14 protein-coding genes are annotated in these 15,925 nt (G+C 71.2%); 8 read left to right on the forward strand and 6 right to left on the reverse strand.

Features of this window, described 5'->3' with window-relative positions; translation table 11 throughout:
• Positions 1-257: 257 nt before the first annotated feature.
• The 7 genes from ACWD5F_RS21675 to ACWD5F_RS21705 all read left to right on the forward strand — a co-directional run bounded on the left by ACWD5F_RS21675 (position 258) and on the right by ACWD5F_RS21705 (position 9,036).
• Positions 258-1,052, forward strand: coding sequence for an MIP/aquaporin family protein (locus ACWD5F_RS21675; RefSeq protein WP_401724870.1), 795 nt, complete (start codon positions 258-260; stop codon positions 1,050-1,052).
• A 96-nt stretch (positions 1,053-1,148) separates the two neighbouring features.
• Complete coding sequence (gene glpK / locus ACWD5F_RS21680) at positions 1,149-2,690, forward strand: glycerol kinase GlpK (RefSeq protein WP_401724867.1); 1,542 nt, start codon at positions 1,149-1,151, stop codon at positions 2,688-2,690.
• 53 nt (positions 2,691-2,743) lie between these two features.
• On the forward strand, positions 2,744-4,360 hold the full coding sequence (locus ACWD5F_RS21685) for an FAD-dependent oxidoreductase (protein WP_451256411.1): 1,617 nt from the start codon (positions 2,744-2,746) through the stop codon (positions 4,358-4,360).
• A gap of 152 nt (positions 4,361-4,512) precedes the next feature.
• Positions 4,513-5,265: a nucleoside phosphorylase gene (locus ACWD5F_RS21690; RefSeq protein WP_451256413.1), complete on the forward strand. Its 753-nt coding sequence runs from the start codon at positions 4,513-4,515 to the stop codon at positions 5,263-5,265.
• Positions 5,266-5,385: 120 nt separating this feature from the next.
• Positions 5,386-6,057, forward strand: a complete 672-nt coding sequence (locus ACWD5F_RS21695) for a FadR/GntR family transcriptional regulator (protein WP_124002679.1) — start codon at positions 5,386-5,388, stop codon at positions 6,055-6,057.
• A 172-nt stretch (positions 6,058-6,229) separates the two neighbouring features.
• Positions 6,230-7,219: a PAC2 family protein gene (locus ACWD5F_RS21700; protein WP_401724859.1), complete on the forward strand. Its 990-nt coding sequence runs from the start codon at positions 6,230-6,232 to the stop codon at positions 7,217-7,219.
• A gap of 98 nt (positions 7,220-7,317) precedes the next feature.
• On the forward strand, positions 7,318-9,036 hold the full coding sequence (locus tag ACWD5F_RS21705; protein ID WP_451256416.1) for a S8 family peptidase: 1,719 nt from the start codon (positions 7,318-7,320) through the stop codon (positions 9,034-9,036).
• A 70-nt stretch (positions 9,037-9,106) separates the two neighbouring features.
• On the opposite strand, the gene mshC is transcribed toward ACWD5F_RS21705, so the two are convergent.
• The 4 genes from mshC to ACWD5F_RS21725 all read right to left on the reverse strand — a co-directional run bounded on the left by mshC (position 9,107) and on the right by ACWD5F_RS21725 (position 12,593).
• Entirely contained in the window at positions 9,107-10,336 is a 1,230-nt protein-coding gene (mshC, locus tag ACWD5F_RS21710) for a cysteine--1-D-myo-inosityl 2-amino-2-deoxy-alpha-D-glucopyranoside ligase (protein ID WP_451256417.1), read from the reverse strand.
• A gap of 121 nt (positions 10,337-10,457) precedes the next feature.
• A complete protein-coding gene (locus ACWD5F_RS21715; RefSeq protein ID WP_401724851.1) occupies positions 10,458-11,276 on the reverse strand; it encodes an SCO1664 family protein in 819 nt (272 codons plus the stop codon).
• Positions 11,240-11,830, reverse strand: a complete 591-nt coding sequence (locus ACWD5F_RS21720; RefSeq protein ID WP_401724848.1) for a DUF3090 domain-containing protein — start codon at positions 11,828-11,830, stop codon at positions 11,240-11,242. The genes ACWD5F_RS21715 and ACWD5F_RS21720 overlap by 37 nt, the downstream gene beginning before the upstream one ends.
• A 76-nt stretch (positions 11,831-11,906) precedes the next feature.
• Positions 11,907-12,593: a histidine phosphatase family protein gene (locus ACWD5F_RS21725; protein ID WP_124002673.1), complete on the reverse strand. Its 687-nt coding sequence runs from the start codon at positions 12,591-12,593 to the stop codon at positions 11,907-11,909.
• Between the two features lie 62 nt (positions 12,594-12,655).
• Between ACWD5F_RS21725 and corA the strand changes: the two genes are divergently transcribed.
• The gene (corA, locus tag ACWD5F_RS21730; protein WP_451256420.1) at positions 12,656-13,651 is read left to right on the forward strand and encodes a magnesium/cobalt transporter CorA; all 996 of its coding nucleotides are present in this window, start codon (positions 12,656-12,658) and stop codon (positions 13,649-13,651) included.
• Between the two features lie 22 nt (positions 13,652-13,673).
• On the opposite strand, the gene ACWD5F_RS21735 is transcribed toward corA, so the two are convergent.
• Both ACWD5F_RS21735 and ACWD5F_RS21740 read right to left on the reverse strand, forming a co-directional pair.
• Positions 13,674-14,462 (reverse strand): ferritin-like domain-containing protein, encoded by a 789-nt coding sequence (locus ACWD5F_RS21735; protein ID WP_451256422.1) that lies wholly within the window; start codon positions 14,460-14,462, stop codon positions 13,674-13,676.
• Positions 14,463-14,749: 287 nt separating this feature from the next.
• On the reverse strand, positions 14,750-15,805 hold the full coding sequence (locus ACWD5F_RS21740) for an LLM class F420-dependent oxidoreductase (RefSeq protein WP_451256424.1): 1,056 nt from the start codon (positions 15,803-15,805) through the stop codon (positions 14,750-14,752).
• Positions 15,806-15,925: the final 120 nt, after the last annotated feature.

Consider the following 15,925-nt stretch of genomic DNA (forward strand, 5'->3'; position numbering starts at 1 on the left):
TGACGGACGCCCCAGGCCGGGATCGACGACTCACAGCAATCAGTAACGATCGCGGTTTGGACAACACAACCCTTGACGCACACGTAACGCCGGAGCGAGACTCCCGTCCATCGGTCGACATTGTCGAACACCTACCGGCAATACGCGTTAGAGTGTGACAACGCCAAGGGCCGGTAACGCTCTCACCCCGAGAGCAGCTCGAACTCCCGGAGGGACCCGGGGTTCGGTCCCCTGGACGAAGGACAAAGGAGTCGCGGGTGTCCAGCTCCGACATCTTCATCGGCGAGACCATAGGTACCGCCGTACTCATCCTGCTGGGCGGTGGCGTGTGCGCCGCCGTCACGCTGAAGGCCTCCAAGGCACGTAACGCCGGCTGGCTCGCCATCGCCTTCGGGTGGGGTTTCGCCGTCATGACGGCCGTATACATCTCGGCACCGCTCTCCGGTGCCCACCTCAACCCGGCCGTGACGCTCGCACTCGCCATCAAGGACGGCGGCTGGGACAACGTGCCGATCTACTGGGGCGGACAGATCCTCGGCGCCATGATCGGCGCGACCCTGGTCTGGGTGGCCTACTACGGCCAGTTCCAGGCGCACCTCACCGACCGCGAGATCGTCGGCGGTCCGGGTGCGCAGGCCACGTCCGCCAAGGCCGTGGAGGCGCAGGAGAAGGGCGCGGGACCGGTCCTGGGCATCTTCTCCACCGGCCCCGAGATCCGTAACGTGGTGCAGAACCTCGCCACCGAGATCATCGGCACGGTCGTCCTGATCCTCGCCATCCTCACGCAGGGCCTGAACGCCAACGGCGACGGCCTGGGCACCCTGGGCGCCCTGATCACCGCGTTCGTGGTCGTCTCCATCGGTCTGTCGCTCGGCGGCCCGACCGGGTACGCGATCAACCCGGCCCGTGACCTGGGCCCGCGCATCGTGCACGCTCTCCTGCCGCTGCCCAACAAGGGCGGCTCCGACTGGAGCTACGCCTGGATCCCGGTGGTCGGTCCGCTGATCGGCGGCGCGATCGCTGCAGGCATCTACAACGTCGCCTTTGCTTAAGAGCACCGAGTGCACAGCCGCACCGAGCCGTACTCGCTCATCAGCACCGCGCCGTAAGACAGCCGCCCTCCACCCACGGAACCCCAGGAGCACACAGTGACCGACGCGCACACCGCCGGACCGTTCATCGCCGCCATCGACCAGGGCACGACCTCCAGCCGCTGCATCGTCTTCGACCGGGACGGCCGTATCGTCTCCGTCGACCAGAAGGAGCACGAGCAGATCTTCCCGAAGCCGGGCTGGGTCGAGCACAACGCCACCGAGATCTGGACCAACGTCGAAGAGGTCGTCGCCGGGGCCATCCAGAAGGCCGGCATCACCCGCGACGACATCAAGGCCATCGGCATCACCAACCAGCGTGAGACCACGCTGCTGTGGGACAGGAACACCGGTGAGCCCGTCCACAACGCCATCGTCTGGCAGGACACCCGCACCGACGCGCTCTGCAAGGAGCTCGGCCGCAACGTCGGCCAGGACCGCTTCCGCCGCGAGACCGGCCTCCCGCTGGCCTCCTACTTCGCCGGGCCCAAGGCCCGCTGGCTGCTCGACAACGTCGAGGGCCTGCGCGAGCGCGCCGAGGCGGGCGACATCCTCTTCGGCACCATGGACAGCTGGGTCATCTGGAACCTGACCGGCGGGGTGAACGGCGGCCGGCACGTCACCGACGTCACCAACGCCTCCCGCACCATGCTGATGAACCTGCACACCATGCAGTGGGACGAGAAGATCGCCGAGTCCATCGGCGTCCCGCTCAACATGCTCCCGGAGATCCGCTCCTCCGCCGAGGTCTACGGCGAGGTCACCGGCGGCAAGCTGGGCGACCTGCTCGGCGGCATCCCGGTCGCCTCGGCGCTCGGCGACCAGCAGGCGGCCCTGTTCGGCCAGACCTGTTTCGCCGAGGGCGAGGCCAAGTCGACGTACGGCACCGGCACCTTCCTGCTGATGAACACCGGTGAGAAGCCGGTCAACTCCTACAACGGCCTGCTCACCACGGTCGGCTACCGCATCGGCGACCAGAAGGCGGTCTACGCCCTGGAGGGCTCCATCGCCGTCACCGGTTCGCTGGTGCAGTGGATGCGCGACCAGATGGGCCTGATCTCCACCGCCGCCGAGATCGAGACCCTCGCGCTCTCGGTCGAGGACAACGGCGGCGCGTACTTCGTGCCGGCCTTCTCCGGTCTGTTCGCCCCGTACTGGCGCTCCGACGCCCGCGGTGTGATCGCCGGCCTGACCCGGTACGTCACCAAGGCGCACCTCGCGCGCGCCGTCCTGGAGGCCACCGCCTGGCAGACCCGTGAGATCACCGACGCCATGACCAAGGACTCCGGCGTCGAGCTCGCGGCCGTCAAGGTCGACGGCGGCATGACCTCCAACAACCTGCTGATGCAGACCCTCGCCGACTTCGTGGACGCCCCCGTGGTGCGCCCGATGGTCGCCGAGACCACCTGCCTCGGTGCCGCCTACGCCGCCGGTCTCGCCGTCGGCTTCTGGACCAGCACCGACGACCTGCGCGCCAACTGGCGCCGGGCCGCCGAGTGGACCCCCAACATGGCCGCGGAGAAGCGCGACCGTGAGTACAAGAGCTGGCTCAAGGCCGTCGAGCGGACCATGGGCTGGCTCGACGACGACGAGAGCTGAACCGGCTCTGGAACGAGCTCGGACAGAGCTCTGACGAGGAGTAAGAACCCGAAATGACCAGTCAGTCCACCCTGCAGTCCGTGCCTGCCCTGGGCACGCGCCCGGCCTCCGGCTCCAACCCGAGCCGCGCCGAGACCCGGGAGCAGCTCGCCAAGGCGTCGTACGACCTTCTCGTCATCGGCGGCGGCATCCTGGGCATCTCCACCGCCTGGCACGCCGCGCAGTCCGGTCTGCGGGTGGCTCTGGTCGACGCCGGCGACTTCGCCGGCGCCACCTCCTCCGCCTCCTCCAAGCTGCTCCACGGCGGTCTGCGCTATCTGCAGACCGGCGCGGTGAAGCTGGTGGCGGAGAACCACTTCGAGCGCCGTGCGGTCTCCCGCCAGGTGGCCCCCCACCTGGCGAACCCGCTCACCTTCTACCTCCCCGTGTACAAGGGCGGGCCGCACGGCGCGGCGAAGCTCGGGGCGGGCGTCTTCGCCTACTCCGCGCTCTCCGCGTTCGGTGACGGCGTGGGCCACCTCCTCTCCCCCGCCAAGGCGGCGCAGGACGTGCCCGAGCTGCGCACCGAGAACCTCAAGGCCGTGGCCGTGTACGGCGACGACCAGATGAACGACGCGCGCATGGCGCTGATGACGGTCCGCGCGGCTGTCGAGGCGGGCGCCGTCGTCCTCAACCACGCCCAGGTCACCGGCCTGCGCTTCACCCAGGGCCGGGTGACCGGCGCGGAGCTGCGCGACGCCACCTCCGGCGACGAGTTCGGCGTGAACGCCCGGCTGGTGCTGAACGCCACCGGCCCGTGGGTCGACCACCTGCGCAAGCTGGAGGACCCGAACGCGGCCCCGTCGATCCGTCTGTCGAAGGGCGCGCACCTCGTCCTGAAGCGGACGGCGCCCTGGAAGGCCGCGCTGGCGACCCCGATCGACAAGTACCGCATCACCTTCGCGCTGCCCTGGGAGGACATGCTCCTGCTGGGCACCACCGACGAGGAGTTCGAGGGCGACCCCGCGGACGTCTCGGTCACCGAGCAGGACATATCCCAGATCCTGGACGAGGCCGCGTTCTCGGTCCGGGACCAGCAGCTCTCCCGCGACCTGATCACGTACTCCTTCGCGGGTCTGCGCGTGCTGCCGGGCGGCCCGGGCAGCACGGCCAAGGCCAAGCGGGAGACCGTCGTCACGGAAGGCCGGGGCGGGATGCTGTCCGTCGCGGGCGGCAAGTGGACGACCTTCCGGCACATCGGCCGTACGGTGATGAAGCAGCTGGAGTCGCTTCCGGGGCACCCGCTGGGCGACGACTTCGAGCCGATCTCGTCGTTGCCGAAGAAGTTGCCGCTGCCTGGTGTGGCGAACCCGCGCGCGGTCGCGCACCGCCTGTTGGTGGACAGTCCGGCGCCCGGTCCTCGTATGGCCGCGGACACGGCGAAGCATCTCGCCACGCACTACGGGTCGTTGGCGTTCGACATCGCGCGGCTGGCGAACGAGAACCCTGAGTTGGGCGAGCGGGTGCATCCTGACGCGCCGGAGATCTGGGCGCAGGTCGTGTACGCGCGGGACAACGAGTGGGCCGAGACGCAGGACGATGTGCTGCGCAGGCGTACGACGTTGACGATTCGGGGGCTGGCCACGGACGAGGTTCGCGCGAAGGTTCAGGATCTGCTCGACAAGGAGTGACGTTGGTGTGGGATGGGCGGCTCCTCGTCGTGGGGGCCGCTCTTTCGTGCCGGGTGCGGGTCGTGTGTGGCTGGTCGCGCAGTTCCCCGCGCCCCTAGGGTGCTGCCCTACTGGCGTCAAGACGTCACCGTTCCATTTTCCGGAGCCACTCCATGCCTCAGGACCTCTCGCCCGTCACCCGCGTGCCCCGCACCGGGCTTCCCTCACGTGCCCTGGTCGTCGGTGATCCGGCGCGGGCCGCGGCCGTCGCCGGATTGCTGGACGACGTCGAAGAGGTGTCGTACCACCGCGAGTACCGGGTGTTCAGGGGGAGCTGGAAGGGGCTGCCGGTGACCGTGGCCTCGCACGGGGTGGGGGCGCCGGGGGCGGTTCTGTTGTTTCAGGAGTTGGCCGACGCGGGGGTGCGGACCTTTTTGCGGTTCGGTACTGCGGGGGCGATGAAGGCCGGGATCGGTGACGGCGATCTGGTGATCGCGGAGGCGGCCGTGCGGGACGACGGGGTGACGCAGCAGTTGCTGCCGCCCGAGTATCCGGCGTACGCCTCCCCCGAGGCGGTGCTGGCGCTCCAGCGGGCCGCGCGCGAGGCGGGTGCCCCGCACCATCGGGGGATCGTGTGGACGCGGGCGGCCTTCCAGCCGGGGCTGCTCCCGCTGTTCTCGTACCAGGGTGCCGGTCTTGCCGCGATCGAGATGGAGCTGTCCGCGCTGCTGGTCACGGCGTCGCTGCGGGGTCTGGTGGCCGGCGGGGTCGTCGTGATCGACGGGGCCAATGCCGACGAGTTGGTCGACGAGGAGGCCACGGGTGGGTACGACCCGCACCGGGACGTCGTCGCGGCGGGCGTCGAGCGCGGTGCGGTGGTGTCCCTGGAGGCGCTGCGGCTGCTGGCGGAGTCGAACGGGGCCTGAACGGCGACCCGATCGTGGCGACCTGCGCATTCGGCGTCCCGTTCAGCCCACTGAACCGCCATAATGGCGTGAGACATCGGATGTCTTAACAGGCATGCGGGGACGACTTGGAGGCCGGGCATGGCAGTCACCGACGAGGCGATCGAAAAGATCAAGGGCATGATCGTCTCCGGCGCGCTGCGCCCCGGGGACCGGCTGCCCAAGGAGAGCGAACTCGCCGCCGAACTGGGCCTGTCCCGCAACTCCCTGCGGGAGGCCGTGCGGGCCCTGTCGCTGATCCGGATCCTGGACGTGCGCCAGGGCGACGGCACGTACGTGACCAGCCTGGACCCGCAACTCCTGCTGGAGGCGCTGAGCTTCGTCGTCGACTTCCACCGCGACGACACGGTCCTGGAGTTCCTGGCCGTACGGCGGATCCTGGAGCCGGCCGCCACCGCGATGGCCGCCTCCCGGATCAGCGAGCAGCAACTGGGGGCGCTCTCCGCCCAGTTGGACAAGCTGGGCGACGCGCCGTCGGTGGAGGAGCTGGTCGCCTGCGACCTCGACTTCCACCGGGGCATCGTGCAGAGCTCCGGCAACTCCGTGCTCTGCTCGCTGCTCGACGGACTGTCGGGGCCCACCACCCGGGCCCGGATCTGGCGCGGTCTCACCCAGGAGGACGCGGTCAGCCGCACCCTGCGCGAGCACCGGGCGATCCTGGCCGCCCTGCACGACCGGGACGCGGAGGCGGCGCGCTCGTGGGCGACGGTGCACATCGCGAGCGTGGAGCAGTGGCTGCGCGCCTCGCTCTGAGTGCCCGCCGGGCGATCGCGCCGGGGTGGCCGCGGGTGGCGATCTTGGGTGTTCGAGCGGCTCGGACGGGGCAGTGATCCGTTCACTCCCCCGTGCAAGGGGGCTGCGGGCGCCCCCGCCGCACGCCGTAAGGTTGGGTGGTCAAGCGAGGGCACGTCGGAAGGAGGCCTGGGTGATCGAGCTCGAGGGGGTACCCGAGCTGATCGACCCGGTCATGGTGGCCGCGTTCGAGGGCTGGAACGATGCCGGTGACGCCGCCTCCGCCGCGGTCGCGCATCTGGACAGGGAGTGGAAGGGCGAGGTGTTCGCGGCGCTGGACGCCGAGGACTACTACGACTTCCAGGTGAACCGCCCCACGGTGTGGATGGACGCAGGCGTCCGCAAGATCACCTGGCCGACGACAAGGTTGTCGGTGGTCAGGATCGGCGGCGAGAAGCCCCGTGACCTGGTGCTCGTGCGCGGGATCGAACCGTCGATGCGCTGGCGTTCGTTCTGCAACGAGCTGCTCGGCTTCGCGCACGAGCTGGGTGTGGAGCTGGTCGTCATTCTCGGCGCCCTGCTCGGTGACACCCCGCACACACGTCCGGTCCCGATCAGCGGCACCACGTCCGACGCGGACCTGGCGCAGCGGATGGACCTGGAGGAGACCAAGTACGAGGGCCCCACGGGCATCGTCGGCGTCCTCCAGGAGGCCTGCACGCACGCGGGCGTACCGGCGGTGAGCCTGTGGGCCGCCGTACCGCACTACGTGTCGCAGCCGCCGAACCCGAAGGCGACGCTGGCGCTGCTCAACCGCCTGGAGGACCTGATCGACGTGCGCATCCCGCTGGGCGAGCTGCCCGAGGACGCGCGCGCCTGGCAGGTCGGCGTGGACCAGCTGGCCGCCGAGGACAGCGAGGTCGCCGAGTACGTCCAGACGCTGGAGGAGGCCCGGGACACCGCGGAGCTGCCGGAGGCGTCGGGCGAGGCGATCGCCCGTGAGTTCGAGCGGTATCTGCGGCGCCGGGACGGCTCGGGTCCGGGCGGGGCCGGCGGGCACGCCACGGAGGGCGGGGACGGCCCGGCGCCGGGTACGTACCGGCGGGACAACCCCAGCGGGCGCACCCGCCCACCGAAACCACCCAAACCGGGTACCGAGGACGACGATTCCTCGGAGGAATGAACGAGCGGGCGGTGCGCGATGCGCACCGCCCCTCTTCTTGCGCGGCGCGTCTTCATGTGGCGGGGTCTTCATGTGACGGGGGAAGGGGGCCGTATCCGATGAACGAACAGGTGCAGCGGGCGGGGGATTTGGGCGGTGGTCCGGGGCCGGGGCCCGGCGGAGCGGGGTTCGCGTACCGAGGTGCCGAGCCGGAACTGATCGTCGTCGCGCGGCCGGAGGCCGGTCTGCGGGCCGGCGCCGAGGGCGTGCGCTCGGCCGTCGACGTCGACGTGTCGGCGCTCGATCTGTTCCTCACCGAGGAACGGCTCGTGCTGGAGCCGCTGTTCGGCAGCGAGGTACGCCTCAGGACGACGGACGCGGCGGACGACGGACCCGATCTCGCGTTGTTCTACCGGCTGCGCGGCGGCGAGCGACGCGCCCCGGAGTTGCGCTCGCGGATCGCCGCGCTGCCAGGGATAGCGACGGCCTACGTGAAGCCCGGTGCCGTGCCCGCGACGGTGGCCGACGACGACCGCAGGATGACGGAAGGCCCTCCGGTCACACCCGACTTCAGCGGCCGGCAGGGCTATCTGCGCGCGGCCCCCGAGGGGACGGACGCGCACTGGGCCTGGCAGCGGCCCGGCGGGTCGGGGCAGGGGGTGACGGTCGTCGACGTGGAGGGCGCCTGGCAGTTGGGGCACGAGGACCTGGCCGGGCGGCTGGCCGGTGTCGTGATCGGCACCCCGCTGACCGACCTCGCGTGGCGCAACCACGGCACCGCCGTGATCGGTGTGATCGGCGGCGACCGGAGCGGGTCCGGCGTCACCGGGATCGTCCCGGAGGCGGTCACCGCCGCCGCGTCCGTCCAGGGCATCGGCACGGCGGCGGCGATCCACGCGGCGGCCGACCGGCTCGGCCCGGGGGACGTCGTACTGGTCCAACTCCACCGCCCCGGACCGCGCTTCGCGTACGCCGAACGCGAGGACCAGCGCGGGTACGTGGCGATCGAGTGGTGGCCGGACGACTACGCGGCCGTCCGGTACGCGACCGCCAGGGGCGTCCTGGTGGTGGCGGCCGCGGGCAACGGCGGTGAGTCGCTCGACGACGCGCTGTACGAGCGCCGCCCCGACGGGTTCCCCGAGTGGTGGCGCAACCCGTTCGACCCCGCCCACCCGTCCTCCGGGGCCGTCCTGGTCGGCGCGGGCGCGCCGCCGCCCGGCACGCACGGGCGCGACCACGGCCCGGACCGGTCGCGGCTCGCGTTCTCCAACCACGGCGCCCGCGTGGACGCGCAGGGCTGGGGCCGCGAGGTCACCACCACCGGCGGCCACTGGGACCGGCCCGGCGATCTGCGGGGCGGGCCCGAGGAGATCGCCTGGTACACGGACACGTTCTCGGGTACCTCCGCCGCCTCCTCGGTGGTGGTCGGCGCGCTGGCCGCGTTGCAGGGCATGCTCAAGGCGGCGGCCCGGCCGCCGATGACCCCGGAACGGGCCCGCGCGGTCCTGCGGGCCTCGGGTTCCCCGCAGGAGGACGCGCCGGGCCGGCCCGCCTCGCAGCGGATCGGCAACCGGCCCGACATCAGGGCGGCGGTCGGCCAGTTGCTGCCGCACGCCGTCGGCTCCGGCCAAGCCGAGAGGTACTGGGACGAGTTGCTGCCGTATCCGCCCGAACTCCCGCCGAGGCTCCGGCTGTTCGTGGCCGGCGCGTGGCGCAGCCTGAACCGCCCGTCCGCGGAGATCCGCCAGGCGGTGCACTCCGCGTTCGCGAGCGGACGGCCGGATGTCCGGGTGTGGTTCTCGGACGACGAGATCGTCGGCCTGGTCGTGACGGGCTGACGCTCACGGGAGATCGGGACAGGGGCGGCTCCACCCGTGGGAGGAACCACCCCTGTGCTGCGACCGGTTGCTAGAGCGCCACGCCCAACAGAGCGTCCACCGCGCGCGATACGACGCCGGGGGCGCCCTCGTCGCTGCCGCCGCGGTCCCGCTGGAGGGCCGCCCAGCGGTCGACCGCGGCGAGCGCGGCCGGGGCGTCGAGGTCGTTCGCGAGAGCCTCGCGAAGCTCCTCGACGAGCGTCTCGGCGGGCGGGCCGTCGGGACGGGAGACGGCGGCGCGCCAGCGGGCGAGCCGGGCCTCGGCGTCGGGGAGGACCTGGTCGGTCCACTCCCAGTCGGCGCGGTAGTGGTGGGCGAGCAGGGTGAGCCGGATGGCGGCGGGGTCGACGCCGGCGTGGCGCAGCGCGGAGACGAAGACCAGGTTGCCCCTGGACTTGGACATCTTCTCGCCGTCGAGACCGACCATGCCGGCGTGCACGTACGCCTTGGCCATCGGGAACTCGCCGGTCAGCACCTGGGCGTGCGAGGCGCCCATCTCGTGGTGCGGGAAGGCGAGGTCGGAGCCGCCGCCCTGGACGTCGAAGCCCATGCCGAGGTGGTCGAGGGCGATGGCGACGCACTCGATGTGCCAGCCGGGCCGGCCGCGGCCGAGCGAACCGCCGTCCCAGCTGGGCTCTCCCTCGCGGGCGGCCAGCCACAGCATCGGGTCGAGGGGGTTCTTCTTGCCGGGGCGCTCGGGGTCGCCGCCGCGCTCGGCGGACAGCAGCCGCATGGCGGCGGCGTCGAGGTTCGAGACCTTGCCGAAGTGGGGGTCGGCCTCGACGGAGAAGTAGACGTCGCCTTCGAGTTCGTAGGCCGCGCCGGCGTCCCGCAGCCGCTCGACGAGCGGGACGATGCCGGGTATCGCCTCGACCGCGCCGATGTAGTGCTTCGGGGGCAGCATCCGCAGGGCGGTCATGTCCTCGCGGAAGAGGGCCGTCTCCTGCTCGGCGAGGTCGACCCAGTCGACGTCGTCCCGCTGGGCGCGCTCCAGGAGCGGGTCGTCGACGTCGGTCACGTTCTGGACGTAGTGAACCTGGCGCTTGGTGTCGAGCCACACGCGCTGCACGAGGTCGAACGCGTTGTAGGTCGCCGCGTGTCCCATGTGGGTGGCGTCGTAGGGCGTGATGCCGCAGACGTAGATACGGGCGACGGGACCGGGGTCGAGGGTGACCAGACCGCCGGTCGCGGTGTCGTGGATCCTCAGGTCGCGGCCCTGACCAGGCAGGGCGGGGACCTCGGAAGCGGGCCAGGCATGCATGTCATGAGCCTAACCGGACGGATGTTCCGTATACGAACCGGACCGGGCCCGGATGGCCGGTAAGGCCTTCTTGCGCGGTACGGCCCGGTGTGCAGCGGGCCGGGGTGTGCGGGGTGGGCCGCTAGACGGGCGGCCAGGGAATGGCCGGCCACTCACCGCTGGGCTCGGGGTGCTTCCCCGAGGTCAGCAGGTCGTCCACGCGCGCGCGGGTGGCGTCGAGTTCGGCCGCGGTGATCAGTCCGGACAGCCGCTCGGTGAGCGCTCCGGACGCCCCCAGCGCCTCCTGGAGGCCCTTGAGGACGTCGACCGCCTCGGCGGTCAGCGGCTCCCCGGCCCAGCCCCACAGCAGGGTGCGCAGCTTGTTCTCGGTGTTGAAGGTCACGCCGTGATCGATGCCGTAGAGCCGGCCGCCGGCCGTGGGCAGCAGGTGCCCGCCCTTGCGGTCGGCGTTGTTGATGACCGCGTCCAGGACGGCGAGCCGGCGCAGCCGCTCGTCGTCGGCGTGCACGAGCAGCGCGGTCTCGCCCTCGCCGACCTCCGCGAGGCCGATCGCCTTCCAGCCCGGCGCCGGCTCCTCGGTGTCCACCAGGGCGAGCAGTTCGGAGCCCGCCTCGCCCTCGATCCACAGCTGGCACATGCCCTCGCCGAAGGGCCCGTCGCGCAGCACGGTGAGGGGCACCAACCCCCAGCCGGTGGCCTCGGAGACCTCGTACGCGGCGACCTCGCGCCGGGCGAGGTTGCCGTCGGGGAAGTCCCACAGAGGGCGCTCGCCGCGGACCGGCTTGTAGACGCAGGCGGCTTCCGCCCCCTCGTGGGAGACGGAGCAGTACAGCACCGCGTTGGACGCTTCCCTGATCTGCCCGCGGACCGTCAGCTCGCCCCGGGTCAGCAGCTCTGCCGTGGTCACGCTCCGCGGCGGTATCCGTTCTGGCGCGGACATACGTGTCCTTCCGGGTCGAGCGGGAGACTGCACAGCGGACACGGCGGCCGCCCGGCGTTGACGACGTCCAGGGCGCGCTTGGTGAAGGCCCTGGCCTGCGCGCCGGTCAGCCGGACCCGCAGCATCGGGGGCCCGTTCTCCTCGTCCTGGAGGAGGCGCTCCTCGGCCTCGGCGAGGTCCTCGTCGGAGTCGGCGTCCAGCTCCACCAGGGCCTGCGCCTCGACGATCATGCGCTCGCCCTCGCCGTCCCAGGCCAGCGCCATGGTGCCGACCCGGAACTCCTCCTCGACGGGGGTGTCCAGGGGGGCGGAGTCGGAGATCTCGGTGGGCACCACGGCCGGGACCGGGGCGTTGCCGCCGCTGCGCCGTACGACCTCGTCGAGCAGCTCTTCCATGCGCTCGGCGAGGGCGGCGACCTGGGTCTTCTCCAGGGCCACGCTGGTCACCCGGGGGCCTGCGGTGGCCTGGAGGAAGAACGTACGGCGTCCGGGCAGTCCGACCGTACCGGCCACGAAGCGGTCCGGGGGGTCGTAGAGGAACACCTGACGGGACACGTCCTGTCTCCTGGAATCGGGGATCGACAAAGGGACCGGCGCTGAAGCGACCGCTTCACCCTACTGCGCCCGACGATCACGGTGCGCCCGCACCGCCCCCGACCGGGGCGTCGTCGGCCGGCGGCTCCTCGCGCGGCACCAGAGAGGTGAAGTCACCGGTGTCACCGAGGCGGACGAGAAACGGCCTCAGACGTGTGTAACGGATCGCGGTGATGGAACACGGTTCAACAGAGATCCTCTGGAAGAGGTCGAGATGAAGTCCGAGTGCGTCCGCCACAAGAGACTTGATGATGTCGCCGTGCGAGCACATCAGATACACCGCGTCGGGGCCGTGATCGCGCTCCACGCGCGCGTTCCACTCGCGTACGGCCTCGGCCGCGCGGGTCTGCATCGCCCGCATCGACTCGCCGCCCGGGAACGCGGCGGCCGTCGGGTGCGCCTGGACGACCTGCATCAGGGGCTCGTCCATGAGTTCGGCGAGCTTGCGGCCGGACCAGTCGCCGTAGTGGCACTCGCCGATCCGCTCCTCGGTGTGGACGGTGACGTCCGGGCGGGCCGCCAGCAGCGGGGCGAGCGTCTCCTGGCAGCGCTGCAGCGGGCTCGTGACGATCTCGGAGAGCGGCAGCTCGGCGAGGCGGCCGGGCAGCGCGGCGGCCTGCGCGGCACCTCGTTCGTCGAGCGCGACGCCGGGCGTCCAGCCGGCGAGCACCCCTTCGGTGTTGGCGGTGGAACGTCCGTGCCGGACCAGGATCAACGTGGGCATGCGGCCCAGGGTAGGCACACCGCCGGATGCGGTGGAGTGCGGGCGACGGGAGAATACGCTCCGTGATCGTCGACTGTGGCATCTACCGCGACGGACAACGTACGGACGGCCCCGCGGACTTCTCCGACGCCCTGGCCGAGGCGCGGGCCAGGGGCGGCTTCGTGTGGATCGGGCTGCATGAGCCCTCGGAGCAGGAATTCGACCTGGTCACCCAGGAGTTCGGGCTGCACCCGCTGGCGGTCGAGGACGCCCTGAAGGCACACCAGCGGCCCAAGCTGGAGGTCTACGACGACTCGCTGTTCCTCGTGCTCAAGCCGGTCGTCTACGAGCAGGAGAGCGACCGGGTCTCCAGCGGCGAGGTCATGGTCTTCCTCGGCGACGCGTTCGTGGTGACCGTCCGGCACGGCGAGGGCTCCCCGCTCAAGGCCGTACGGGAGCGGCTCGAACGCGAGCCCCAGATGCTCCACAAGGGACCCACCGCGGTGCTGTACGCGATCGCCGACGACGTCGTCGACCACTACCTGGACGTCGCGACCGAGCTGCAGACCGACCTGGAGGAGCTGGAGGCGGAGGTGTTCTCGCCGGACCGCGGGGGCTCGCGCAACACCGCGTCCCGGATCTACACGTTCAAGCGGCAGGTGCTGGAGTTCCGGCGGGCGACCGGGCCGCTGGCGCTGCCGGTGACCCGGCTGGCGGGCTTCGGGCAGTCCGGTCTCTCGGTGCCCTTCGTCAACGAGAAGGCGCGGCCCTTCTTCCGCGACGTCAACGACCACCTCACGCGCGTGAACGAGTCCGTGGAGGGCCTGGACCGGCTGGTCTCGGACGTGCTGTCGGCGCATCTGGCGCAGATGAGCGTCCGGCAGAACGACGACATGCGGAAGATCTCCGCGTGGGCGGCCATGGCCGCGGTCCCCACGATGATCGCGGGGATCTACGGCATGAACTTCGACCACATGCCGGAGCTGCACTGGATGTGGGGATATCCGGGCGTCATCGCGCTCATGGCCGGCCTGGAGGTGCTGCTGTACCGGCAGTTCAAGAAACGGGGCTGGCTGTAGGGCGGTGGATGCGGGACCGGGGTCAGGCGAACTCGGGGGCCGCGGTGGCGGGGCCGCCGAGCGCGTCGCGCCGGTCGGGCGTCCTGAGGCTCACCATCCGGCGCCAGCCCGCGGTCCGCTCGTAGGCGTACACGGCGTGGATGCCGGCCGCGAGCGCCGCGGACTTGGGCCGGGGCCAGTCGAGGATGCGGCCCATGTGGGCCATCACGGCGAGGCTGACGTCCCGGTAAACACGGATCTCGGCCAGCGCGCAATCCCGCAGCGTGCGCTGGATCGCGCGGCCGTGTCCGGCGTGCGCGAAGCGCAGGAGTTCCTCATGGCAGTAGGCGAGGTGGTTGTCCTCGTCGTTGGAGATCATCCTCACCGCGCGGCCGAGGTCGGGGTGGTCGGCGAAGTGCCTGCGCAGCAGCTCCATCTGCTCGGAGGCGCGCTGTTCGGTGACCCGGCTGTGGGCGAGGTAGGTGACGATGTCCCGGACCGTGAGCGGCTCGTCGCTCTTGAGCTTCTCGTGGGCGAGACCGATGCCGTGCTTCTCCAGGAGCATCGTGTAGTCGGTGTCGGGCGGGACGGGGACGGGCTTGAGGCCGCGTTTCCTCATGAGGGCGTTGAAGATCCGCCCGTGCTTGTCCTCGTCCGCGCCGTGCCGGGCGATCTTGGGGGCGAGCGCGCGCTCGTCCGGGGGTACGAGGGCGGCGATGCGCGCGTTCTCCCAGCCGCCCTGCGACTCGCCGCTGGCCGCGATGGAGCAGAACAGGGCGAAGGACTCGTCGTCGTCGAGGATCTCCTGGAACAGGCTCTTTGCCGAAAGCATCGTGGACACCTCTCTGCGGGTTCGCGGGCCGCCGCGGACATCGCGGGACATCGCGGGCATCAGCAAAGAACGAGTCAAATGCGGCGCCAGAGGTGCTGCAACAGCTGTGTCGGACAACTCCGCCAAAAGGAGGACGCCCGGGGTCATCTCCGGGCGTAACAGCACGGGTCTCCGGGGGGCGTAACCGCGTGGGGCCCCGGCGCGTTGTTCCCCGTGACGGCCGTGGCGGGGAGACCCCCGAGCCCCCACCACGGCCGCAGAACTTCCTCGCGGGGCCGCCGTGTGCGTCAGGCCAGTCCGGCGAGTTCCAGGGCCTCCGTGCCGGCCCGGAGCGCGGCGATCCGCTCGTCGAGCGTGAAGCCCGCGGGCGACAGCGTCAGGGTGGTCACGCCGGCCGCCGCGTACTCCTTCATCCGGTCCGCGATGCGCTCCACGGATCCGAGCAGCGTGGTCTTGTCGATCAGGTCGTGCGGGATCGCGGCCGCGGCACCCTGCTTGTCCCCGGACAGGTACTTGTCCTGGACCTCGACGGCGGCCTCCTCGTAGCCCATGCGCCGCGCGAGCTGGTTGTAGAAGTTCTGCTTGCGGCTGCCCATGCCGCCGACGTACAGCGCCGTGTAGGGGCGGAAGAAGTCGGCGAGCGTGGCGACGTCCTTGTCCTCACCGAGGGCGAGCGGAAGCGTCGGGCACACGTCGAACCCGTCGAGGGTCAGACCGGCCTTCTCGCGCCCCGCGCGCAGGTGGCTGATCGCGGTCTCCTCCAGGTGCTCGGCGGAGGGGAAGATCAGCAGGGCGCCGTCGGCGATCTCACCGGTCTGCTCCAGGTTCTTGGGGCCGATCGCGGCGATGTAGAGCGGGATGTGCTCGCGCTCCGGGTGCACGATCAGCTTGAGCGGCTTGCCGGGGCCGTCGGGCAGCGGCAGCGTCCAGTGCGCGCCGTCGTACGACAGCCGCTCGCGGGTCATCGCCTTGCGGACGATCTCGACGTACTCACGCGTGCGTGCCAGCGGCTTGTCGAACTTGACGCCGTACCAGCCCTCGGAGACCTGCGGGCCGGAGACGCCGAGACCGAGCCGGAAGCGGCCGCCGGAGAGCGAGTCCAGGGTCGCGGCGGTCATCGCCGTCATCGTCGGCTGGCGGGCCGGGATCTGGAAGATGGCCGAGCCGATGTCGATCCGCTCGGTCTTGGCCGCGACCCAGGAGAGCACGGTGGCCGCGTCCGACCCGTAGGCCTCCGCGGCCCAGCACACGGCGTACCCGAGCCGGTCGGCCTCCTGCGCTACCGCGAGGTTGTCCCCGTCCATTCCGGCACCCCAGTAGCCGAGGTTGATCCCGAGCTGCATGGCCGATTCCCCTTACCGATCAGTAACGTCCCTTGCCGGCTGACCTTAGCGCGCGGGCGCGGATCGGGGCAGGTGGCGGTCGTGTCGGTCGGCCCACACCGGTCCGGTGCCGTATCGACA

The organism is Streptomyces sp. NPDC002499 (genome assembly GCF_053595415.1).